Genomic DNA, 17009 nt, shown 5'->3' on the forward strand with positions numbered 1-17009 from the left:
TGACTTATATGCCTTGGTCGGCAAGATAGGTAATGCTGAAGTTCTCGTCGGACTGCCGGTCGATGGATTCGATCGCGGCCGGCAACGAGGCACGGTCGACCTGCCAAAGCGCATCCATGACGCAAATGGCGCGATCGGAGTCTTCGAGGCGCGTGCCGGGCGTGACATGGAATTCCAGCAGATCTGGCGTTTGGCCATGCATGGCGTAGTCGATGGAGTTCACGGTTCTGCCTTTTTCTCCGTATTTGCTGACGAATACGACTGCGCGGCGGTCGTCCTGACCCAGCCGGTCCAGTTGCGTCACGGTGTCGGCATGCGCATGAAATGCCGCAATGGCGCTTGCCCCCCGGGCCAGCAACGTGCGCAGCCACAGGTCCAGAATGGACGCGCCGGTGGCGCGCTCGGTGCTGGCGTTGATCAGGCTGCCTCCCATGCGAGGGTTGATCTCGATGATCTCCCACCGCTTCCTGGACTCCCAATACTTCATCTCGACGTGGAATGCTCCCTGCGTCAGGCCCATTCGAACCAGGCATTCGGACACGAAGCGCCCGCCTTCCCGCAGCGTGTCGGCCGATAACGAAACAGGAGGGGATATCGACATGCTCTCCAGCGTCGTCCTGCGCAGTCGCTCGACCCGCGCCTTCTCATGGATGCAGATGACGCGGGGCTGGCCCGCCGCGACGATCTCGTAGCTGAATTCCGGACCCTCGATGTATTCCTCGGCGAAGAAGTCGTACTGGCCCATGAAGATGGCCGCCAGTTTTCCATCCTTGACCATCTGCGCCTGCATGGCCGGAACATCGTCGAGGTCTTCCCGGTGTTCAAGGATGAAGCAACCGAAGGACGCAGCGCCGCGCACCGGTTTGATGAACCACTTGCGGTCTTTTTCCAGGCCCGCGGCATCGGCGCTGCAGCCCGCCGGAATCAGGTGGCAGGCGGCCGTGCTGAGTCCCTGCGCCAATAGAAACTCGCGGCAGTGATGCTTGTGCAGCGCTCGTACGAGCGCTGCCGGTGGCACGTCGGGTGCGCCGAACTGCTGGTTCAGTTCCGCCATGAAGACGCGGTAGCCTTCGAAGGTGGCAATGGCGGCCTGCGGCCTGTAGCCGTGCTGCTCCAGTTGGGCCACTGCCGCAGAAACTTCCCGGCGCGACAATTCAGCGTTATCACTGACGATCCAGGCGTCCAGCAGCCGCGTGTTGCGTTCCCATGTCGCCATGTCCGCGGGTTGCGAGCTGATGGCGACCAGGGCAATATCACGGGCCGTCATCAGCTCGCGCAACTCGGCGATGAAGGAGTTGCCTTGGTGCATCAGGAGCAGCACGGCGTCCTTCATGGTTGGGCCTCGGTCATTTGATTGCGAGGTTGCAAGGTGCTCTGATAGGCCTGCAGAGCATCCACCAGCGCGGCAGCGCCCTCGCGGCAGGGGTCTACCACGGGCAGGCCGGTTTCCTGCTCGAGTTTCCTGACCTCCTTGCGGTAGTCCTCGTCGCTGAATCCGGCGCTGTTGACGCTGACGGCCACGACTTTTGCCGGTCTTTCAAAGATAGTCAGTTGCTCGTTCAGGCGGATCAATTCCGGAATCGGTCGCAGCGGGGTATTCCAGACCTTGGTGCGATCCAGCCCCAGCCGGTGGCAGAACACCAGGGCATGCGGCAACCCGCCGTGCAAGAGCGCCAGGGCGATGCCACTGGCGCCAATGTGATTCAGTGATCCTTGGCCTTCCAACACGACCCAATCGTTGCCCGCTGCCGCATCCAGAACGACCTTTTCCGCCGCGCCGGCGACGAAGTCGCTGGGTATGCAATCGACCACGATGCCGGTGCCTGAGATCAGCATGCCCGTCTGGCCGGTGGCTGCAAAGCCGGTTGCGATTCCACGGCGCTGGGCCTCCCGGGTGATTTCCAGGCCGGTGGTCTTTTTGCCGATGTTGGAATCGCTGCCGCAGGTGTGCACGACGAAGCATGGCAAGTCCAGCACCCGCGCCTTGTTCAGTTCGAGCGGCACAGGCTCTTTGGTTTCCCAGATCGTGATGCCGCCCTTTTCGGCTGCCTGCATCAGGTCGGCGTCGGCGCGCAAGCGGAAATGGATGCAGTTGATGATGTGAACGCCGTTCTGCATAGCCGTTTTGATCGGCGCCTTCCAACCGGGAGGCAACTGGGCGGAATGCAACCCTTTGCCGATCAGCAACACTTCGGGCTTGAGCGCCAATGCACTTTCGATGTCCTTGACGATCGGGATGTCGCCGCCCCAGCCGATGACGTCCTGCACGCGCTTGCCTGCCTGCGTGCTGTCGATGACGGCCAGGCAGTTTTCCGGCCGAAAGCGCAGGAACGATGCAGCGACTTTGCTGGTGAACAATCCGAAGCAGCCTTCCGCGAAGACGACGCAGGGCTTGGCGAGCAGTTCGGCGTGAGAAAGCGTCTTCATGTACATCTCCCAAAGCAAAGGTGATTGCCGGCGCGAGCGCTCAGGCAGGTAGGGTTTTCAGTACGTACTGTTGTTTGATCGCATCGATCGCGGCCAGCACCTGGTGTTCATCGTCCCCTTCCACGAGGAACCGACCCCCTTGCATATGGGTGTATCCGCCGCCGGTGTCCTTCAGGTACTGATCGGCGACGGGAATCAGCTCGCGATACAGGCCGGGAACGATTCCGATCAACGAGTTGGCCGACAAGACTTTTCGCGGCAACGGACGGGGCCGGGGAAAGGTGATCCAACCGGCAACCCTGGATGTGGACGCCCCGCGCGGCTTGACGGTTCTTCCGAGCATCACGTCTATCCAGAGTTGGAACAGGTTGACGCCAAAAGCGCGATGGATCGTATAGGGCACATCGGCGCCCGGTACGCGCGCACCGACCTCCAGGAAAATCAACTCGCCTTCGCGGTGGAACAGTTCCAGGTGAAACGCGGAGCCGCGCAATTCGAGCGCCTGCAGGCAGGCCAAGGCAAACGTCTTGCACGATCGGGAAAGGGGTGTGTCTTGCTGGATGACCGAGCCCAGTGGCTGGCTACTGTTTTCGAAATCCAGGCAAGACGAGATATAGCGACTGACGCAAATGAAGGGGCAATCTCCCGCCAGGTCAATGACGCCGTCGACATGCAGGATCTCGCCATCGATGTATTCCTCGATCTCGTTGCCGGCCAGGTCATCGGCCCGCAACAACGGCTCGAGTTCTGCTAACGAATCGATTCTGCGTACGCCTTTGCTGGATGCGCCGCGTATGGGCTTGACGATCATCGGAAAGCCCAACGCGATGGCATGCCTGATCACCTGCTTGGGGCTTTGACACCCATACCATTGGGGCACCCGCAGATTCGCCGCGCGCAGTATGCTTTTCATGGTGGTCTTGTCACGGAAGCGGTCCGCCTGCTCGGGCGTATGGCCGGCAATGCCCAGCTGCAACCGGATCTGCGCCGCCGTATCCAGCAGATACTCGGAACAGGCAAATACATGGGTGATGGGGCCATGCGTTGCCGCCAGATGCCGGGCGTGCGTGATGGCTTCGACGGCGTCGCCGATATTCTCGACCACCCGCATCCGGGTGGCTTGCCTTGGCGTCGGCAAGCCGATTGCCCCTTCGGCATCACACAAGTAAGACACGTCGCAATGCGCCGGGATGATCTGGTCGTAGCGGCATAGCTCGTGGTCCCACTTTGGGCCGCCCCGGTGTTGGGGCCATCGATTCAGCACCAGGATATGCGGTTTCACGCCCTCTCCTTTTGTTCAATTGCCGGGATTCAGACGTGAGTCGCGTAGCCGCTGGCGGGCGTGTGCAGATCTTCCTTGAGCAGATGCTCACCTTGCTGCAAGGCATAGAGCGAGTTGAATGCCTTGGCGGCGATCGGCAGCGGATAACGACCGCCTTCAACGGTGACTTCGGCGCGGTGATGGCCGCGCAGCAGATAAACGTCTGGTTCGTTGTGTGCGGCGTGCGGTCCGAAATAAATCGGCAGCGCATCGGCGGCACGGTAAGCGGGGATGAAGACGCGGCGGTATTGGTCCGATCGATTGGCGTCGGACCGGTGCAGGACTTTGCAATGCAGGAACACGACCGTGCCGGCTTTGCCTTCGGCCAGCACTTCGGGGCAGCTTGCCGGAAGATTCGACGGACTGACCTTGCCGCGGAAGGCGCCGTTCTCGGTGTGATCGTAAAGGGACGCCTTGTGCGAACCCGCCAGCAGGCGCAGACAGCCGTTGTTCTCGGTGGCGTCGTCCAGATAAGTCAAGCACGCAACGAGCTTGGAATTGGTGTGCGGGTAGTACGAGAAATCCTGGTGCCACTCTACCGGCGAGCCGACGCGCGGTCCCTTCATATTCAGCTTCGCGTGGTGAAAGACGATGTCGGGTCCGATCAGGGATTCCAGGCGGTCGAGCAAGCGCGCGTCTTCCTGGATGGTGCGGAATGTCTGGTGTTTCTTGGAGGGTTGCCAGATTCGCCGAATGACCTTTTCATCGCTGGGTTCGAGCTCGGCGATCTGCCGCAGGTCGGTGACGTTGGAGATGATGGCTTCAACCGCGGTGCGCATGGATGCGACCGAGGCAGCATCGAACAATTCTTGCACTACAAGGAATCCGTCGTTCTGGAAAGCGGCGACTTCTTCACTGGACAGGTGATATGGCATGGGCAACTCCCGAATCGGATAGGAAGCAACGCAGAAGGCGATGCTGTTCCTTGAGTGCCCATCATATCGACGGGTTTTCCAGACAAATAGATAGACGTAGGTATAGCTGGGCTATCGATCGGTTTGATCGGCCACCACCCGCGCCACGGCTGTCAACGACCGCCGCAACTCATCCAGCCCGACCGACCCCAGCGCCAGGCGGATGGCGTGCGGGACGTGCGAGACGGCGAAGGGATGCGCGGTAGAGACCGAGATCCGCTCACGCATCAAGGCCATCGCGATGGCGTCGGCGCGCACCTCTTGGGCCAGCGGCAGCCAGACGAAGTAGGACGTGGGGTGGCTGACCGGGCCAAGCCCGTCCAGGATGTCGGCGGCGATGCGCTGGCGCTGCGCGGCGTCGCGCCGCTTCTCGGCTTCCAGCCGCGCGACCGTGCCGTCTTCGATCCAGCCGCAGACGATGGCCGTCATGGTGGCGGGCGTGTTCCAGGTGGTGGCGCGGATGGCGCGTTCCAGCGTCGGCACCCAGGCAGGCGGCGCGCTGATGGCGCCCACGCGCAGGCCCGTGGCCACGCTCTTGGACAGGCTGGACACGTACAGCGTGGACTCGGGGACCAAGGCCGCCAGCGGAAGCGGCGCAGGTTCGGCCAGAAAGGCGTAGGCGCCGTCCTCGATCAATATCAATCCCTGCCGGCGGATGATCGCCGCCAGCGCCTCGCGCCAAGCCAGGCTTGTGACCCAGCCCAGCGGATTGTGCAGGGTCGGCATGGTGTACACCGCCCGCACGCGCCGGCGGCGGCACAGGTCCGCCAAGGCATCCAGATCCATGCCGTCCGGCGTGGCCGGCACGGGCGCCAGTTCCAATCGCGAGAATTCCGCCGCCAGCTTGAAGCCGGGGTACGTCAGCGCGTCGACGGCCACCACGTCGCCGGGTTCGAACAAGGCCATCGCGGCGATGGTCAAGCCATGCTGCGCGCCGCTGACCAGCAAAGTCGAGTCCGCAGATGCCGGTACGCCTCGGGCCGCCATATGGGCTGCCGCGACTGCCCGTTCGGCATCGCTGCCGCCGTGGGGCCGATAGCGCAACAGCGCGTCGGCATCGCCCTTGGCGGCTAGCCGGCGCAGCGCGGTGCGGTACAGGTCGGATTGGCCCGGCAGGGTCGGGGAATTGAAGGTGAGTTCGGTGGTGTCGTCGTTCCAGGCGCGCAGGTCGATGCCGTGGCCGCGCGGCAGCGCTTGCCTGACGAAGGTGCCGCGGCCGGATTCGCCGCTGACCAGCCCCATCGTTTGCAGCTCGGCATAGACGCGGGTGGCGGTGGCCAGCGCCAGGCCTTCGCGGGCGGCCAAGTCGCGGTGCGTGGGCAGGCGCGTGCCGGGGCGCAGGCGGCCGGCGCGGATGTCGGACGCCAGGCGATCCACCACTTCTTTGTAGCGGGACAGAGGCATGGAAAAGCGTATCCATGACGATTATTTGGATGCGCTGATTATCGGGCCTAGGATGGCGTTGCACAACGCACGTGGCGACGTGCATCCCATCGTCAGCGTCAGTGGTTCTCAATCATGGATTTCAGTTTTCAGGTCATCGCGGTATCCGTCCTCGCGGTCGGCGTCATCGGCTTCATGAAGGGAGCGTTCGGCGGCGGCTTTGCCATCATCGGCATTCCGCTTTTGGCGTTGGTGATGGATCCGATCAAGGCGGGCAGCCTGCTGGCGCCGATCTTCGTGGCGACCGATTTCTACGCGTTTCGCTATTGGCGTCCGCGCACGTGGTCGCGGCCGGACCTGGCGTATCTGGTGCCGGGGTTGCTGGTGGGGGTGTTGGCGGGCTATTTCGTGCTGCGCCACGTGAACCGGCATTTCGTCGAGATTCTCATGGCGGTCACCACCATGCTCTTTGCCTGGCTGTGGTGGCGCGGCGGGGCCGTGGTGACTGCTCGGCCCAGGTCCAGGAACAAGGCCTTGCTGGCGGGCGGTGCATCCGGCGTCACGACCATGGTGGCGCACTCGGGCGGGCCGCCGCTGGCCATGTACCTGTTGCCGCTGGGCCTGTCCAAGGAGATGTATGGCGGCACGACCAGCATGTTCTTCACCCTCGGCAACCTGCTCAAGGCAGGGCCTTGGCTGGCGGTGGGGGAACTGACGGCGGGGTTCTGGGGGCTAGTCGCGATCTGCCTGCCCGCGGCGTTTTTTGGCGTGTGGGCGGGGTGGCGGCTGCACCATCGGCTGAATCAGGCGCAGATGGTGCGGGCTTGTTATGGCTTGCTGGTGGTGACGGCGACGAAGCTGTTGTGGGATGGGGTGGCGGGGGCGATGAGTTGGGGATAACTCGGCGTGTAATATCCACGCACGATTTTCTGAATGCCATCACGGAACCGACATGGAACTGAACCTGCCCGGCAAGTTGCAAAAGGCCCTGGAGCGCGAGGCGCAAGACGCCAATCGCACACTGCATGCTCACCTCGTCAGAAAGCTCGAAGGCATCACCCCGCCGATCGAAGCCATCGACCCACGCCCGCTGCATGCCAATCTGCCTCGCCTGGTGGATTACCTGGGCCGCATACCGGGCGTACGTGTGGCGTCTTCCGAAGTGCAGCCTGACGCATACTGGTGGGTCAAGCTGACCATCGAGCCGGGGCATCCCCTGGCCTGGCGCGTGGTGCAGGAACTGGGCTTTGTACTGAACTACTTTTCGGTGCAGGAAAAATTACCCACCGTGTTCAAGCCGGTTTCGCCACCGCCGTATCTCAATGGCGGACCGGAAGAGCATCTGGCGTGGGTGATCGAATCCACCTGGAATTACATTGATCCGGGCTGGATCGCCCAGACGCTGGAAGGATCTCTGCCCCGGCCGGTGGATGATGCGCAGTCGTGGGACGAACAGTAGGTGCGGGTGTTGCTACGAGGGTCGACCCGCGTCGATCCATCGCTGCACTTGCTCCATCGGTAACCTGTAGCGGGCGCAGTTGTGCAGACCCAGCACGCGCAGCTCTTGCGCCAGCAGCGGACGGAAGGCTTGTGCATCGTCTTCGGACAAGCCCAACGCCGCCATGGCGGCATCAATCGTTTCGCGTTCACGGACCACACGGCTGATCGCTTCGTTCAGTTGTTCCCGAAAGCGTAGCCGTACGGGATCGGGCACTCCCACGGCGTCCAGCTGTATGGCGTACTTGCGGATCGAGCGCCGATACGCCCAGATGAAGAGATCCGCGGCGAGCGACACGTCGCAGTCTTCGTAGACGCCCATCATGGCGTAGGCATAGTCTTGCGCCTCTACGTCCAGAAAGGACAGTGGCGCGCAGTTGTAGAGCATCAGCGGAATGTTGGCCGACAGACGACTCGTGCGCTTATTGCCATCCTCGAACGGTTGCAGATAGGCGAGGTTCACCCAGAGAAAGAACGCCGCCTCTACCGGGTTCTTGATCAGCCGCGCCTTTTCGACAATGAGATCGAACATTTCCTGCAGCAGCATCGGCGCCTGCAACGGCACGTAGGTGGTATCGCCGATGTTGACGACGGTCTGGCGGATGCGGCCCAGGCCTTCGGCATCGGCCAGCAGATCCTGCATCAGCAGCGCGTGCAGATTGCCGATCACGGCCGGCGTCAGGCCGTATTGGGGCACGGCATCGACCATGAATTCGATTGCCGCCTTGTGGTTGAGCAGCATCACCGCATCGGGGTCGTCGCCAGCGGCTCCTCGTTTGAAGAGTTCTTGCGTGGCCAGCAGTGAATAGCGGTTGCCTTCCAGGCGTGACGATGACCAGGACAGGTCGAGCAGCAGCGGCTCAAGTACCTTGCGCGCGTAGGTGCCGGCCGGTTGCCGACCGCGCATTCTGCCTTCATCGGCCAGCGCCTGGGCCACGGCCGGGGATAACAGCGCGCTCTGGTTCGGAACATAGTCCTCTACGAATGCGCGTTGGTATCCGGCGGGTGCACGGGCGGCGAGGGGTTGCTGGAGCCGGGCCAACAACGCTTGGCCATTGTTGGACCAGCGCACTGTGTCAGCCTCGGTTGTGGGACTGGCGGGTGAGGCCTCAGCGCCGGTCGCCGAGGTCGAAGGCGCTTCCACGATTCGATAGCGTGTCGCGCGGGTCTGGCCGTCGCGAAACACCAAGCCCGCCTTGATCAGGGCATTCAGTTGCCGCTTGGCGGTGGACCAGCTGACGTTGATCTTGTCGGCGATCTCGCGCGAACCGAGCCCTGGCGAAGCCGCCTGCCGCTGGTCAAGGAGAAGCTTGAGGATGTCTTCGCGGTCGGTCATGGCAAAGGCCTGGGATTGGAATCAGCTTAATTTAGCTCAACTTAGCTCATTTCAGCTCACAATTTGAGCTGAAATGAGCTAAAAGGGGTAGGATTGGGCTGATTCGAACCGACTTGCCCCCTCACTTCCCCCCCGTCGCATCCAAAAACGTCCCCGTCACAAACGACGCTTCCGCGCCCGCCAGCCACAGGATCGCCCGCGCCACTTCCTCGGGCTGACCGCCGCGCCCCATCGGGATCGAATCCTTGACGCGGTCCACCCTGCCCGGCTCGCCGCCGCTGGCGTGCATCTCGGTGTAGATGTGTCCGGGGCGCACGCAGTTCACGCGGATGCCTTCGCGCGCGACTTCCTTGGCCAGGCCGATGGTGAAGGTTTCCAGCGCGCCTTTGGATGCGGCGTAGTCGACGTATTCATTGGGGCTGCCCAGCCGCGCCGAACCTGATGACACGTTGACGATGGCCCCGCCCGCGCCGCCGTGGCGGTGGGACATGCGCTTGATGGCCTGCTGGGCGCACAGGATGGGGCCGATGGCGTTGACGGCGAAGATGCGTTGCATGCGTTCGTAGCCCAGGTCTTCCAGCCGTGACTGCTGCGCGATGATGCCGGCGTTGTTCACCAGCACGTCGAGGCGGCCGAATTCGCGGTCGATAGCGGCGAACAGCTGGGTGACCTGTTCGGGGTCGGCGCTGTCGGCGCGCACGGCCAGGGCGCGGCGGCCATGGGCTTCGATGTGCGCGGCGACGTCATGCGCGGCGGACGCGTTCGAGACGTAGCTGATGGCGACGTCGTAGCCCTGTTCGGCGGCCAGGCGGGCGGTGGCGGCGCCCACGCCGCGGCTGCCGCCAGTGATCAGGATCAACGGGGCCTGGGTAGTGGCTGTCATGGCAAGAACCTCGGGGAATGATGAAACAAGGCATAGCGCCGAAACGGACCGCGCGCGGCCGGCCTGCGCCTGCAAAGGGATGGGATGCCCGGACATAGAATAATGCGTTTGAAGCGATGCGTTGGCGCCGGCACACGGCGCAACAAGTCTGACCCGCCATAACGGAGCGCTCTATGTTCAACCCCGCGCAGATCCTGATCCTTACCGGCCCGCCCGGCGCGGGCAAGACCACGGCCGCGAGCCGGCTCGCGCAGCGGCCCGGCTGCCCCAAGGTGCATTTGCACGCCGATGACTTCTGGCACGCTATCAAGGCCGGCGCGATTGCGCCGTGGCAGGCGGATGCGCACGAACAGAACGCGGTCGTGATCGACGTGCTGGCGGGGGCCGCGGCGCGGTACGCACAGGGCGGCTATTTCGTGTTGCTGGATGGCATTGTGGGACCGTGGTTTCTCGATGCCTTTCGCCATGTGCCGTGCGTGGTGCACTACGTCGTGCTGCGCCCTGCGCTGGACGAGGCGATCCGGCGCTGCCGCGATCGAGGGGGCGATGCGTTGTCCGACCCGGGGCCGATCACGGCGCTGCATCAGCAGTTTGTGCAGTTGGGCGCGCTGGAAGGCCATGTGTTGCCGGTGGCCGCGCTGGACGTCGCTCAAACCTGCGAGGCAATCAGCGGCGCAGTGCAGAGCGGCCGCTTTCGCCTGCCATAGGTCTGGCGCGCCAGGTTTCAGGCCTGGATCTCGGGCAACGCAGCTGCCTGATCGCGTAGCACGAACTTTTGTATCTTGCCGGTGGCAGTCTTGGGCAAGGCGCCGAACACGACGGAGCGCGGCGCCTTGAAGCGCGCCAGATGTGCACGGCAGTAGTCGACGATGTCTTGCGGGCTGCTGGTAGCGCCGTCTTTCAGCGTGACGAAGGCGCAGGGGGTTTCGCCCCAGATCGGATCAGGCCGGGCCACGACGGCGGCCTCCAGCACGTCGGGGTGGCGATACAGCACGCTTTCGACTTCGACGGTCGAGATGTTTTCACCGCCCGAGATGATGATGTCCTTGATCCGGTCCTTGATCTCGATGTAGCCGTCGGGATGCACCACGGCCAGGTCGCCGGAATGAAACCAGCCGCCGGCAAAGGCTTCGGCGGTGGCGGCGGGATTGCGCAAGTATCCTTTCATCAGCGTATTGCCGCGCAGCACGATTTCGCCCAGCGAGGCGCCGTCGGCCGGTACGGGCTGCATGTGGGCGTCGACGACCTGCACCGCCTCGACGTTCAGTTTGCGCACGCCGATGCGGGCTTTGAGCGAGGCGCGTTGCTGCAGGGGAAGATCGTCCCATTCGTCGTGCCAGGCGCAGCTGATGGACGGGCCGTAGGTTTCGGTCAGGCCATACAGATGGGTGACGCCGATGCCCAGTTCTTCCATGGCCTCGATGACCGCGGCGGGCGGCGCGGCGCCGCCGGTCATGGCCTGTACGCGATGCGCGGCGCGGTGACGTACCGAGGCGGGGGCGTTGATCAGCATGTTCAGCACGACCGGCGCGGCGCAGAAGAAGCCGACGCCATGGCGCCGGATGGCGTTGAAGATGGCGGCCGGCTCGACGCGCCGCAGGCAGACGTTGGTGCCTGCCAGCGCCGCGAGGGTCCACGGAAAGCACCAGCCGTTGCAATGGAACATCGGCAGGGTCCACAGGTAGGCGGCGTGCGGCGGCATGCCGCAGGACAGGACGTTGCCGGTGGCGTTCAGATAGGCGCCGCGGTGGTGGTAGACGACCCCCTTGGGGTTGCCGGTGGTGCCCGAGGTGTAGTTCAGGCACAGGCTGTCCCATTCGTCTTGCGGCGCTTGCCAGGGGGCGTCGGCCGGCTGGGCGGCGAGCCAGGCTTCGTATTCGGCATCGCCCAGGGTGCCGTGGGGGCCGGGGTATTCGCTGTCCTGGATGCGCACGGTGCGGGGCGGGGCGGCAAGCTGCCCCAGCACTTCGCGCACCAGGTCGGCGTATTCGCTGTCGAACAGCAGGACGCTGGCACGGCCATGTTGCAGGATGAAGGCCAGCGTAGCCGCATCCAGCCGGGTGTTCAGGGCGTTGAGCACGGCGCCGGCCATGGGCACGCCGAAGTGGGCCTCGTACAGGGCCGGCACGTTGGGCGCCAGCACGGCCACCACATCGCCCCGCTGTACGCCCCAGGCGCTCAGCGCCGCGGCCAGTTGGCGGCAACGGTCGTAGGTGGCGCGCCAGCTTTGCCGGTGGTCGCCATGCAGCAGTGCCGCACGGTCGGGGTAGACGGCGGCGGCCCATTGCAGAAAGCCCAGCGGCGTCAACGCGCGGTGATTGGCGGGGTTGCGGGGCAGGTCTTCCGGCGGGGTTCCCGGGGACGGCTGCGGTGTGGCGATGGCGGTCATGGTGCTCTCCTAGGCGGCCAGGCGCGCGTCTTCGCGCCGTGCGGCGGCCCACCCCAGCTCGGCCAGGGGCGCGACGCGCGCGCCCATTTCCAGGGCGTCGGCGGCGGCCGCGTTGCCGGCCTGGGCGCGGGCATAGACGCCCTGCAAAATAGCTGCGATGCGAAAGAAGCTGTAGGCCAGGTAGAAGTCCCAGTTGGCGGGCGGCTCGATGCCACGGGCCTGGCAATAGGCGCGGACGAATTCGGCTTCGTCCGGTATGCCCAGGGCCGCCAGATCCAGCCCGGCGATGCCGCGCCACAGTGTCGGTGCAATGCGCCAGCACATGCAGTGGTAGGCCAGGTCGGCGAGTGGATGCCCCAGTGTGGACAGTTCCCAATCCAGTAAGGCGATGGCGCGGGGCTCGGATGGATGGAACACCAGGTTGTCGATGCGGTAGTCGCCATGCACCAGGCGAGTCTGGTCGTCGGTGGGCATATGCCGTGGCAGCCAATCGATCAGCGCGTCCATGGCGTCGATGGCGCCGGTTTCGGTGTCGCGGTATTGCCGCGTCCAGCGCGTGACCTGACGCGCGAAGTAGTCGCCTGCCTTGCCGTAGTCGGCCAGTCCGACCGCGGCGGGGTCGACGGCGTGCAGCGCGGCCAGCACGCGGCCGGTCTCGGCGTACAGGGCGGCGCGCTCGGTGGACGCCAGGCCAGGCAGCGCGGGGTCCATGAAAACGCGCCCTTCTGCGTAGCTCATCAGGTAGAACGGCGTGCCCACGATGCTGGCGTCCGTGCAGTAATGCAGCATGCGCGGCACGGGCACGGCCGTGTCGGCCAAGGCGGCCATGACGCGGTATTCGCGATCGACGGCGTGGGCCGACGGCAGCAGCGCGCCGGGCGGCTGTTTGCGCAGGACGCGCAGGCCCGATGCATCCTGGAGCAGGTAGGTGGGGTTGGACTGGCCGCCCGTCAGGGGGCGCGCGCGCAGACCGTCGGCGGCGCCCAGGCCGTGCGTGGACAGGTAGGCGGCAAGCGCGGGCAGCCAGGCCGGCGCCTGGGCGGTCTCGGACGGAGGATGAGGCATGCTCATGTCGGCCTGGCTCATACCAAGGCCTTGCGGGGGGCATCAGCCGCGTCCCAGCCCCAGAACGCGTCGCCCTGGTCCATCAGGTGGCGGGCCAGCACCATCTTGTGCACTTCCGACGCGCCGTCCACCAGGCGGGCCTGGCGGGCGTAGCGGTAGATCCATTCCAGCGGGGTGTCCTTGGAGTAGCCGCGGGCGCCGTTCAACTGCAGCGCGGTGTCGACCACTTTGTGCAGGGTTTCGGATACGACGATCTTGGCCATGGATATTTCCTTGCGGGCAAAGTCGCCTTGGTCCAGCCGGGCTGCCGCACGCATGGTGAGCAGCCTGCCGATTTCGATCTGCATGGCCGCGTCGCCCAGCAGCCACTGCACGCCCTCGCGGTCGGCCAGCTTCTGGCCGAAGCTGCTGCGTTCGGCCACGTAGTCGACGGCCACGGCCATCGCTCGACGCGCCAGGCCCAGCCAGCGCATGCAATGGGTGAGGCGCGCGGGACCCAGGCGGATCTGCGTGAGTTTGAGGCCATCGCCGACGTTCATCAGGCGGTTCTCGTCGGGAATTTCCAGCCCGTCGAATGTCAGCTCGCAATGGCCGCCGTGTTCCTCGGGGCCCATGATGGGAATGCGGCGCTCGATGCGCCAGCCCGGCTGGCTGGCATCGAAGAGGAAGGCGGACAGGCCTTTGCGCGGATCGTCGGACGTGCGCGCGATGAGGATGAAGTGCTGCGCCGCGCCAGCGCCGGTGATGAACCACTTGCGGCCGTTGATGACCCATTTGTCGCCGCGGCGGGTGGCGGTGGTGCGCATCATGGACGGGTCCGAGCCGCTGCCCGGACTGGGTTCGGTCATGACGAAGGACGAACGGACCTTGCCGTCGATGATGGGTTGCAGCCAGCGGTCTTGCTGGTCGGGGCGCGCAACTTGCGCCAGCACGCGCATGTTGCCGTCATCGGGCGCGGCGGCGTTGAAGGCGGCCGGGCCGAAGATGGAGCGGTTCATTTCTTCGTAGCAGGCGGCCAGGCCGACCATGGGCAGGCCCTGGCCGCCGCGCCGGCGCGGCATCTGCAAGGCCCACAGGCCGGCTTCGCGCGCCTTGGCGCGCACGCCGTCCAGTACGGCCTCATCGATGTTCTCGTGGGCATCGTAGTGGCTGCGGTCGGCCTCCAGCGGGATCAGTTCGCGGTCAACGAACGCGCGTACCCGCAAGCGGTAGTCTTCCAGGTCAGGGGGCAGGGAAAAGTCCATCGTCAGGTCTCCGGAATGGGAAATTCGGCTCAAAGCGAACTGGTCAGGTGGCCGCCGTCGACGTCGATGACGGCGCCGGTCATGTAGGCGGACGCATCAGAGGCCAACAGCAACAAGGGGCCATCCAGGTCTGCCATGCGGCCCAGGCGGCGTTGCGGGATGCGCTTGATCAAGGCCTCGCCGGCCGGGGTCGCGAAGAACGCGCGGTTCAGGTCGGTGCCGATGTACCCCGGCGCCAACGCGTTTACGCGGATGCCGTGGCGCGCCCATTCCAGCGCCAGCGCGCGGGTCAGATGCAGCAGGCCGGCCTTGGCCGCGGTGTAGGCGGCAACATGCGAGGCCACGCGCTGACCCAGGATGGACGCGATGTTGATGATGGCGCCCGGCCGGCCGTGCTTCTGGAAATGGCGGGCCGCGCATTGGGCGACGCGCCAGGCGCCGTTGAGGTTGACGTCGATCAGGCTCGTCCACTCGTCCTCTGAGATGTCCAACGCGGCGCGTGTCATGGCGACACCGGCATTGTTGACGACGATGTCCACCGGCCCCAGTGCGCCCGCGATCTGCTCGAACGCCGCCTGCACGCTGTCGGCCTGCGTGACGTCCATGCCCGCGACGCAGGCCTGGCCGCCTTGGGCACGGATGTCTTGCGCCAGGTCCTGCCCCAGTTCGGTGCGGCGGCCGCACAGCGCCACGCGCACGCCGGCTTCGGCCAGACGCAACGCGAAGTGGCGCCCCAGCCCGCTGTAGGCGCCGGTGACCAGGGCAGTCTTGGATTTCAGGTCTTCAAACATCGGCTAGCCTCCTTGGGTTCGGGACGCGGGCATCGGGTCTTTGCGCGGTCCGCGCAGCAGCGGTGACAGCTCGTCCGGTATGTCCAGTTCGAATCGCAGTACGGCGCTGGCCAGGGACTTGCCGTAGTTGTCGATCGCCAGGCTGCGCGAAACGCCGCCGCCCAGCGCGCCTTCCAGCACGAAGTTCAAGACGCCCAGGCCGTCGACGTCGTAGCGGGTGATGGGGCCCTGCACCGCCTGTTCGTTGTAGACGCCGCGCAAGGCGCGGGCGGTGAGCGACTGCTTGATGTAGGAGTAAAAATCCGGCTCGTAGGCGATCACCGCGATATTCGAGGTGTTGCCCTTGTCGCCGGAACGCGTGTGCGCAATTTGACGCAAAGTGACTCGCATGGCGGCTCCTTCAGACGAAATCGATGCTGCATTGCACGGATTCGCGCGGCGTCAGCGCGGACCACAGGCCGATCACTTCGCGCACCCGTTCCTGATGCGGCACGCGCTTGCCGGTGGACGCCAGTCCGCAGACCGCCATGCCGTCTACCTCGCGGCCGATCTTCTCGGCCTCGGCCCGCGAGCCGCTGCGCGCGGCGATGCGCACGGCGACTTCGGCGGGTTCGCAGCCAGCGGGCACTGACGCGGCGCCGTGCACCGCATTGACGCCGATGAAGTCGATGCGCAGCGCGTCGGCGCGCAGACCGACGATGCGCAGGCGTTCTCGCAGAATGGTTTCCGCCAGGCGCGCCTTGTCGAGGCAGCCCGGGCCGGCGAAAAAGAACATGTCCTCTCCAATGTAGCCCTCGGTGCAGCCCAGCGAGACCTTCAGCGTGGGCGTGCGGGGATGTCCGGCAATGCCGCTGACGCGGACACGGTCCGGGCCGGTCTGCGCCAGGCGGGCGCCGGTGAAGTCCACCACCACGTCCGGCGTGATATAGCGGGCCGGGTCGTGCACTTCGTAGAACATCTGCTCTTTCACGGTGCGCAGATCGATGCAGCCGCCGGTACCGGCGACCTTGCCGATGTCGGCAGTGCCGTCCGCTTGCACGTCCGCATAGGGGAAGGCCAGGTTCCAGGGCTCGGGCACGTCTTTGTAGCCAGGGTCGCTGAAATAGCCACCGGTGATTTGTGCGCCGCACTCCAGCAGATGGCCGATGCCACTGCCCTGCCCCAGCCTGGCCCAGTCGTCTTCGCGCCAGCCGAAGTGATGCATCATCGGCGCGAGAAACAGCGACGGATCGGCCACCCGGCCGGTGACGACGATGTCGGCGCCCTGGTTCAACGCCTGGACGATGGCGGCCGCGCCGGCATAGGGTTCCGCCGAGATCAGGCGGTCGGCGATCGTCGCGACGGGCGTGCCGGTTTCCATGATTTCGACGCCGCTGGCCGCGATGCTGGCGCTCAGGTCCGTGGCGCTGACCGCCGCGACCCGCGCGCCCTTCCAGCCCGCTTCGGCGCAGAGTTCGGCGATGCGCTGCGCCGCACCCCGCGGATTGATCCATCCCTGGTTGGACACGATGCGGGTGCCGCGCTTCATGCAGTGCGGCAATACCGCCCGCATGCGGTCGTCCAGCCAGGTGTCGTAGCCGGGAAACGCGGGGTCGCGGCGCTTGCGCACCTGGGCGGCCGAGACCGTGGCTTCCGCCATGGTCTCGAAGCACAGGAAGTCCAGGTCGCCGCGTTCGGCGTTCCAGCGGGCCGGATCGATGCGGTCTCCCCACCAGCCGGCGCCCGAGCCGATGCGCAGGGTAGCTGTCTGCTTGTTCAT

At 65.3% G+C, this 17009-nt stretch carries 16 protein-coding genes; 3 read left to right on the forward strand and 13 right to left on the reverse strand.

Annotated features, from left to right (window positions below; translation table 11 throughout):
- Positions 1–4 precede the first annotated feature (4 nt).
- The 5 genes from AC3WMR_RS21575 to AC3WMR_RS21595 form a co-directional block, all read right to left on the reverse strand.
- Positions 5–1333 (reverse strand): ATP-grasp domain-containing protein, encoded by a 1329-nt coding sequence (locus AC3WMR_RS21575; RefSeq protein ID WP_492264873.1) that lies wholly within the window; start codon positions 1331–1333, stop codon positions 5–7.
- Entirely contained in the window at positions 1330–2427 is a 1098-nt protein-coding gene (locus AC3WMR_RS21580) for an N-acetyltransferase DgcN family protein (protein WP_492264874.1), read from the reverse strand. The genes AC3WMR_RS21575 and AC3WMR_RS21580 overlap by 4 nt, the downstream gene beginning before the upstream one ends.
- Positions 2428–2467: 40 nt before the next feature.
- Positions 2468–3709 carry an ATP-grasp domain-containing protein gene (locus AC3WMR_RS21585; RefSeq protein ID WP_492264875.1) on the reverse strand — a complete coding sequence of 414 codons (1242 nt, stop codon included), beginning with the start codon at positions 3707–3709 and terminating at the stop codon, positions 2468–2470.
- 29 nt (positions 3710–3738) lie between these two features.
- Positions 3739–4623: a phytanoyl-CoA dioxygenase family protein gene (locus tag AC3WMR_RS21590; RefSeq protein ID WP_492264876.1), complete on the reverse strand. Its 885-nt coding sequence runs from the start codon at positions 4621–4623 to the stop codon at positions 3739–3741.
- Between the two features lie 111 nt (positions 4624–4734).
- Positions 4735–6066: an aminotransferase-like domain-containing protein gene (locus AC3WMR_RS21595; protein ID WP_492264877.1), complete on the reverse strand. Its 1332-nt coding sequence runs from the start codon at positions 6064–6066 to the stop codon at positions 4735–4737.
- 114 nt (positions 6067–6180) lie between these two features.
- Between AC3WMR_RS21595 and AC3WMR_RS21600 the strand changes: the two genes are divergently transcribed.
- Positions 6181–6945, forward strand: a complete 765-nt coding sequence (locus AC3WMR_RS21600) for a sulfite exporter TauE/SafE family protein (protein WP_492264878.1) — start codon at positions 6181–6183, stop codon at positions 6943–6945.
- Between the two features lie 52 nt (positions 6946–6997).
- A complete protein-coding gene (locus AC3WMR_RS21605) occupies positions 6998–7504 on the forward strand; it encodes a hypothetical protein (RefSeq protein WP_263912746.1) in 507 nt (168 codons plus the stop codon).
- A gap of 12 nt (positions 7505–7516) precedes the next feature.
- Here AC3WMR_RS21605 and AC3WMR_RS21610 read toward each other — a convergent pair whose 3' ends face one another.
- The gene (locus tag AC3WMR_RS21610) at positions 7517–8878 is read right to left on the reverse strand and encodes a Fic family protein (protein WP_492264879.1); all 1362 of its coding nucleotides are present in this window, start codon (positions 8876–8878) and stop codon (positions 7517–7519) included.
- 121 nt (positions 8879–8999) lie between these two features.
- Positions 9000–9761, reverse strand: a complete 762-nt coding sequence (locus AC3WMR_RS21615; protein WP_492264880.1) for an SDR family oxidoreductase — start codon at positions 9759–9761, stop codon at positions 9000–9002.
- Between the two features lie 173 nt (positions 9762–9934).
- On the opposite strand from AC3WMR_RS21615, the gene AC3WMR_RS21620 reads away from it, so the two are divergent.
- Complete coding sequence (locus AC3WMR_RS21620) at positions 9935–10468, forward strand: AAA family ATPase (RefSeq protein ID WP_492264881.1); 534 nt, start codon at positions 9935–9937, stop codon at positions 10466–10468.
- A gap of 17 nt (positions 10469–10485) precedes the next feature.
- Here the strand turns inward: AC3WMR_RS21620 and AC3WMR_RS21625 are convergent, their stop codons facing one another.
- From AC3WMR_RS21625 to AC3WMR_RS21650, 6 genes are read right to left on the reverse strand one after another with little or no spacing between them, the layout of a single operon-like run.
- The gene (locus AC3WMR_RS21625) at positions 10486–12150 is read right to left on the reverse strand and encodes an AMP-binding protein (protein ID WP_492264882.1); all 1665 of its coding nucleotides are present in this window, start codon (positions 12148–12150) and stop codon (positions 10486–10488) included.
- Positions 12151–12159: 9 nt separating this feature from the next.
- Positions 12160–13215, reverse strand: a complete 1056-nt coding sequence (locus AC3WMR_RS21630; RefSeq protein ID WP_492264883.1) for a phosphotransferase — start codon at positions 13213–13215, stop codon at positions 12160–12162.
- Positions 13216–13232: 17 nt separating this feature from the next.
- Positions 13233–14459 (reverse strand): acyl-CoA dehydrogenase family protein, encoded by a 1227-nt coding sequence (locus tag AC3WMR_RS21635; RefSeq protein WP_492281588.1) that lies wholly within the window; start codon positions 14457–14459, stop codon positions 13233–13235.
- Between the two features lie 29 nt (positions 14460–14488).
- Complete coding sequence (locus AC3WMR_RS21640; RefSeq protein ID WP_492264886.1) at positions 14489–15250, reverse strand: SDR family NAD(P)-dependent oxidoreductase; 762 nt, start codon at positions 15248–15250, stop codon at positions 14489–14491.
- Positions 15251–15253: 3 nt separating this feature from the next.
- Positions 15254–15640, reverse strand: a complete 387-nt coding sequence (locus AC3WMR_RS21645) for an AtuA-related protein (protein ID WP_492264887.1) — start codon at positions 15638–15640, stop codon at positions 15254–15256.
- Positions 15641–15650: 10 nt separating this feature from the next.
- A complete protein-coding gene (locus AC3WMR_RS21650; RefSeq protein WP_492264888.1) occupies positions 15651–17009 on the reverse strand; it encodes an acyclic terpene utilization AtuA family protein in 1359 nt (452 codons plus the stop codon).

This window comes from Achromobacter sp. FW305-C-28, assembly GCF_058783235.1.

Coding starts and splice junctions, on each gene's coding strand:
- AC3WMR_RS21610 (WP_492264879.1), bottom strand. CDS start 8,878: ATGACCGACCGCGAAGACATCCTCAAGCTTCTCCTTGACCAGCGGCAG.
- AC3WMR_RS21645 (WP_492264887.1), bottom strand. CDS start 15,640: ATGCGAGTCACTTTGCGTCAAATTGCGCACACGCGTTCCGGCGACAAG.
- AC3WMR_RS21590 (WP_492264876.1), bottom strand. CDS start 4,623: ATGCCATATCACCTGTCCAGTGAAGAAGTCGCCGCTTTCCAGAACGAC.
- AC3WMR_RS21600 (WP_492264878.1), top strand. CDS start 6,181: ATGGATTTCAGTTTTCAGGTCATCGCGGTATCCGTCCTCGCGGTCGGC.
- AC3WMR_RS21580 (WP_492264874.1), bottom strand. CDS start 2,427: ATGAAGACGCTTTCTCACGCCGAACTGCTCGCCAAGCCCTGCGTCGTC.
- AC3WMR_RS21650 (WP_492264888.1), bottom strand. CDS start 17,009: ATGAACAAGCAGACAGCTACCCTGCGCATCGGCTCGGGCGCCGGCTGG.
- AC3WMR_RS21635 (WP_492281588.1), bottom strand. CDS start 14,459: ATGGACTTTTCCCTGCCCCCTGACCTGGAAGACTACCGCTTGCGGGTA.
- AC3WMR_RS21615 (WP_492264880.1), bottom strand. CDS start 9,761: ATGACAGCCACTACCCAGGCCCCGTTGATCCTGATCACTGGCGGCAGC.
- AC3WMR_RS21640 (WP_492264886.1), bottom strand. CDS start 15,250: ATGTTTGAAGACCTGAAATCCAAGACTGCCCTGGTCACCGGCGCCTAC.
- AC3WMR_RS21620 (WP_492264881.1), top strand. CDS start 9,935: ATGTTCAACCCCGCGCAGATCCTGATCCTTACCGGCCCGCCCGGCGCG.
- AC3WMR_RS21595 (WP_492264877.1), bottom strand. CDS start 6,066: ATGCCTCTGTCCCGCTACAAAGAAGTGGTGGATCGCCTGGCGTCCGAC.
- AC3WMR_RS21630 (WP_492264883.1), bottom strand. CDS start 13,215: ATGCCTCATCCTCCGTCCGAGACCGCCCAGGCGCCGGCCTGGCTGCCC.
- AC3WMR_RS21575 (WP_492264873.1), bottom strand. CDS start 1,333: ATGAAGGACGCCGTGCTGCTCCTGATGCACCAAGGCAACTCCTTCATC.
- AC3WMR_RS21605 (WP_263912746.1), top strand. CDS start 6,998: ATGGAACTGAACCTGCCCGGCAAGTTGCAAAAGGCCCTGGAGCGCGAG.
- AC3WMR_RS21625 (WP_492264882.1), bottom strand. CDS start 12,150: ATGACCGCCATCGCCACACCGCAGCCGTCCCCGGGAACCCCGCCGGAA.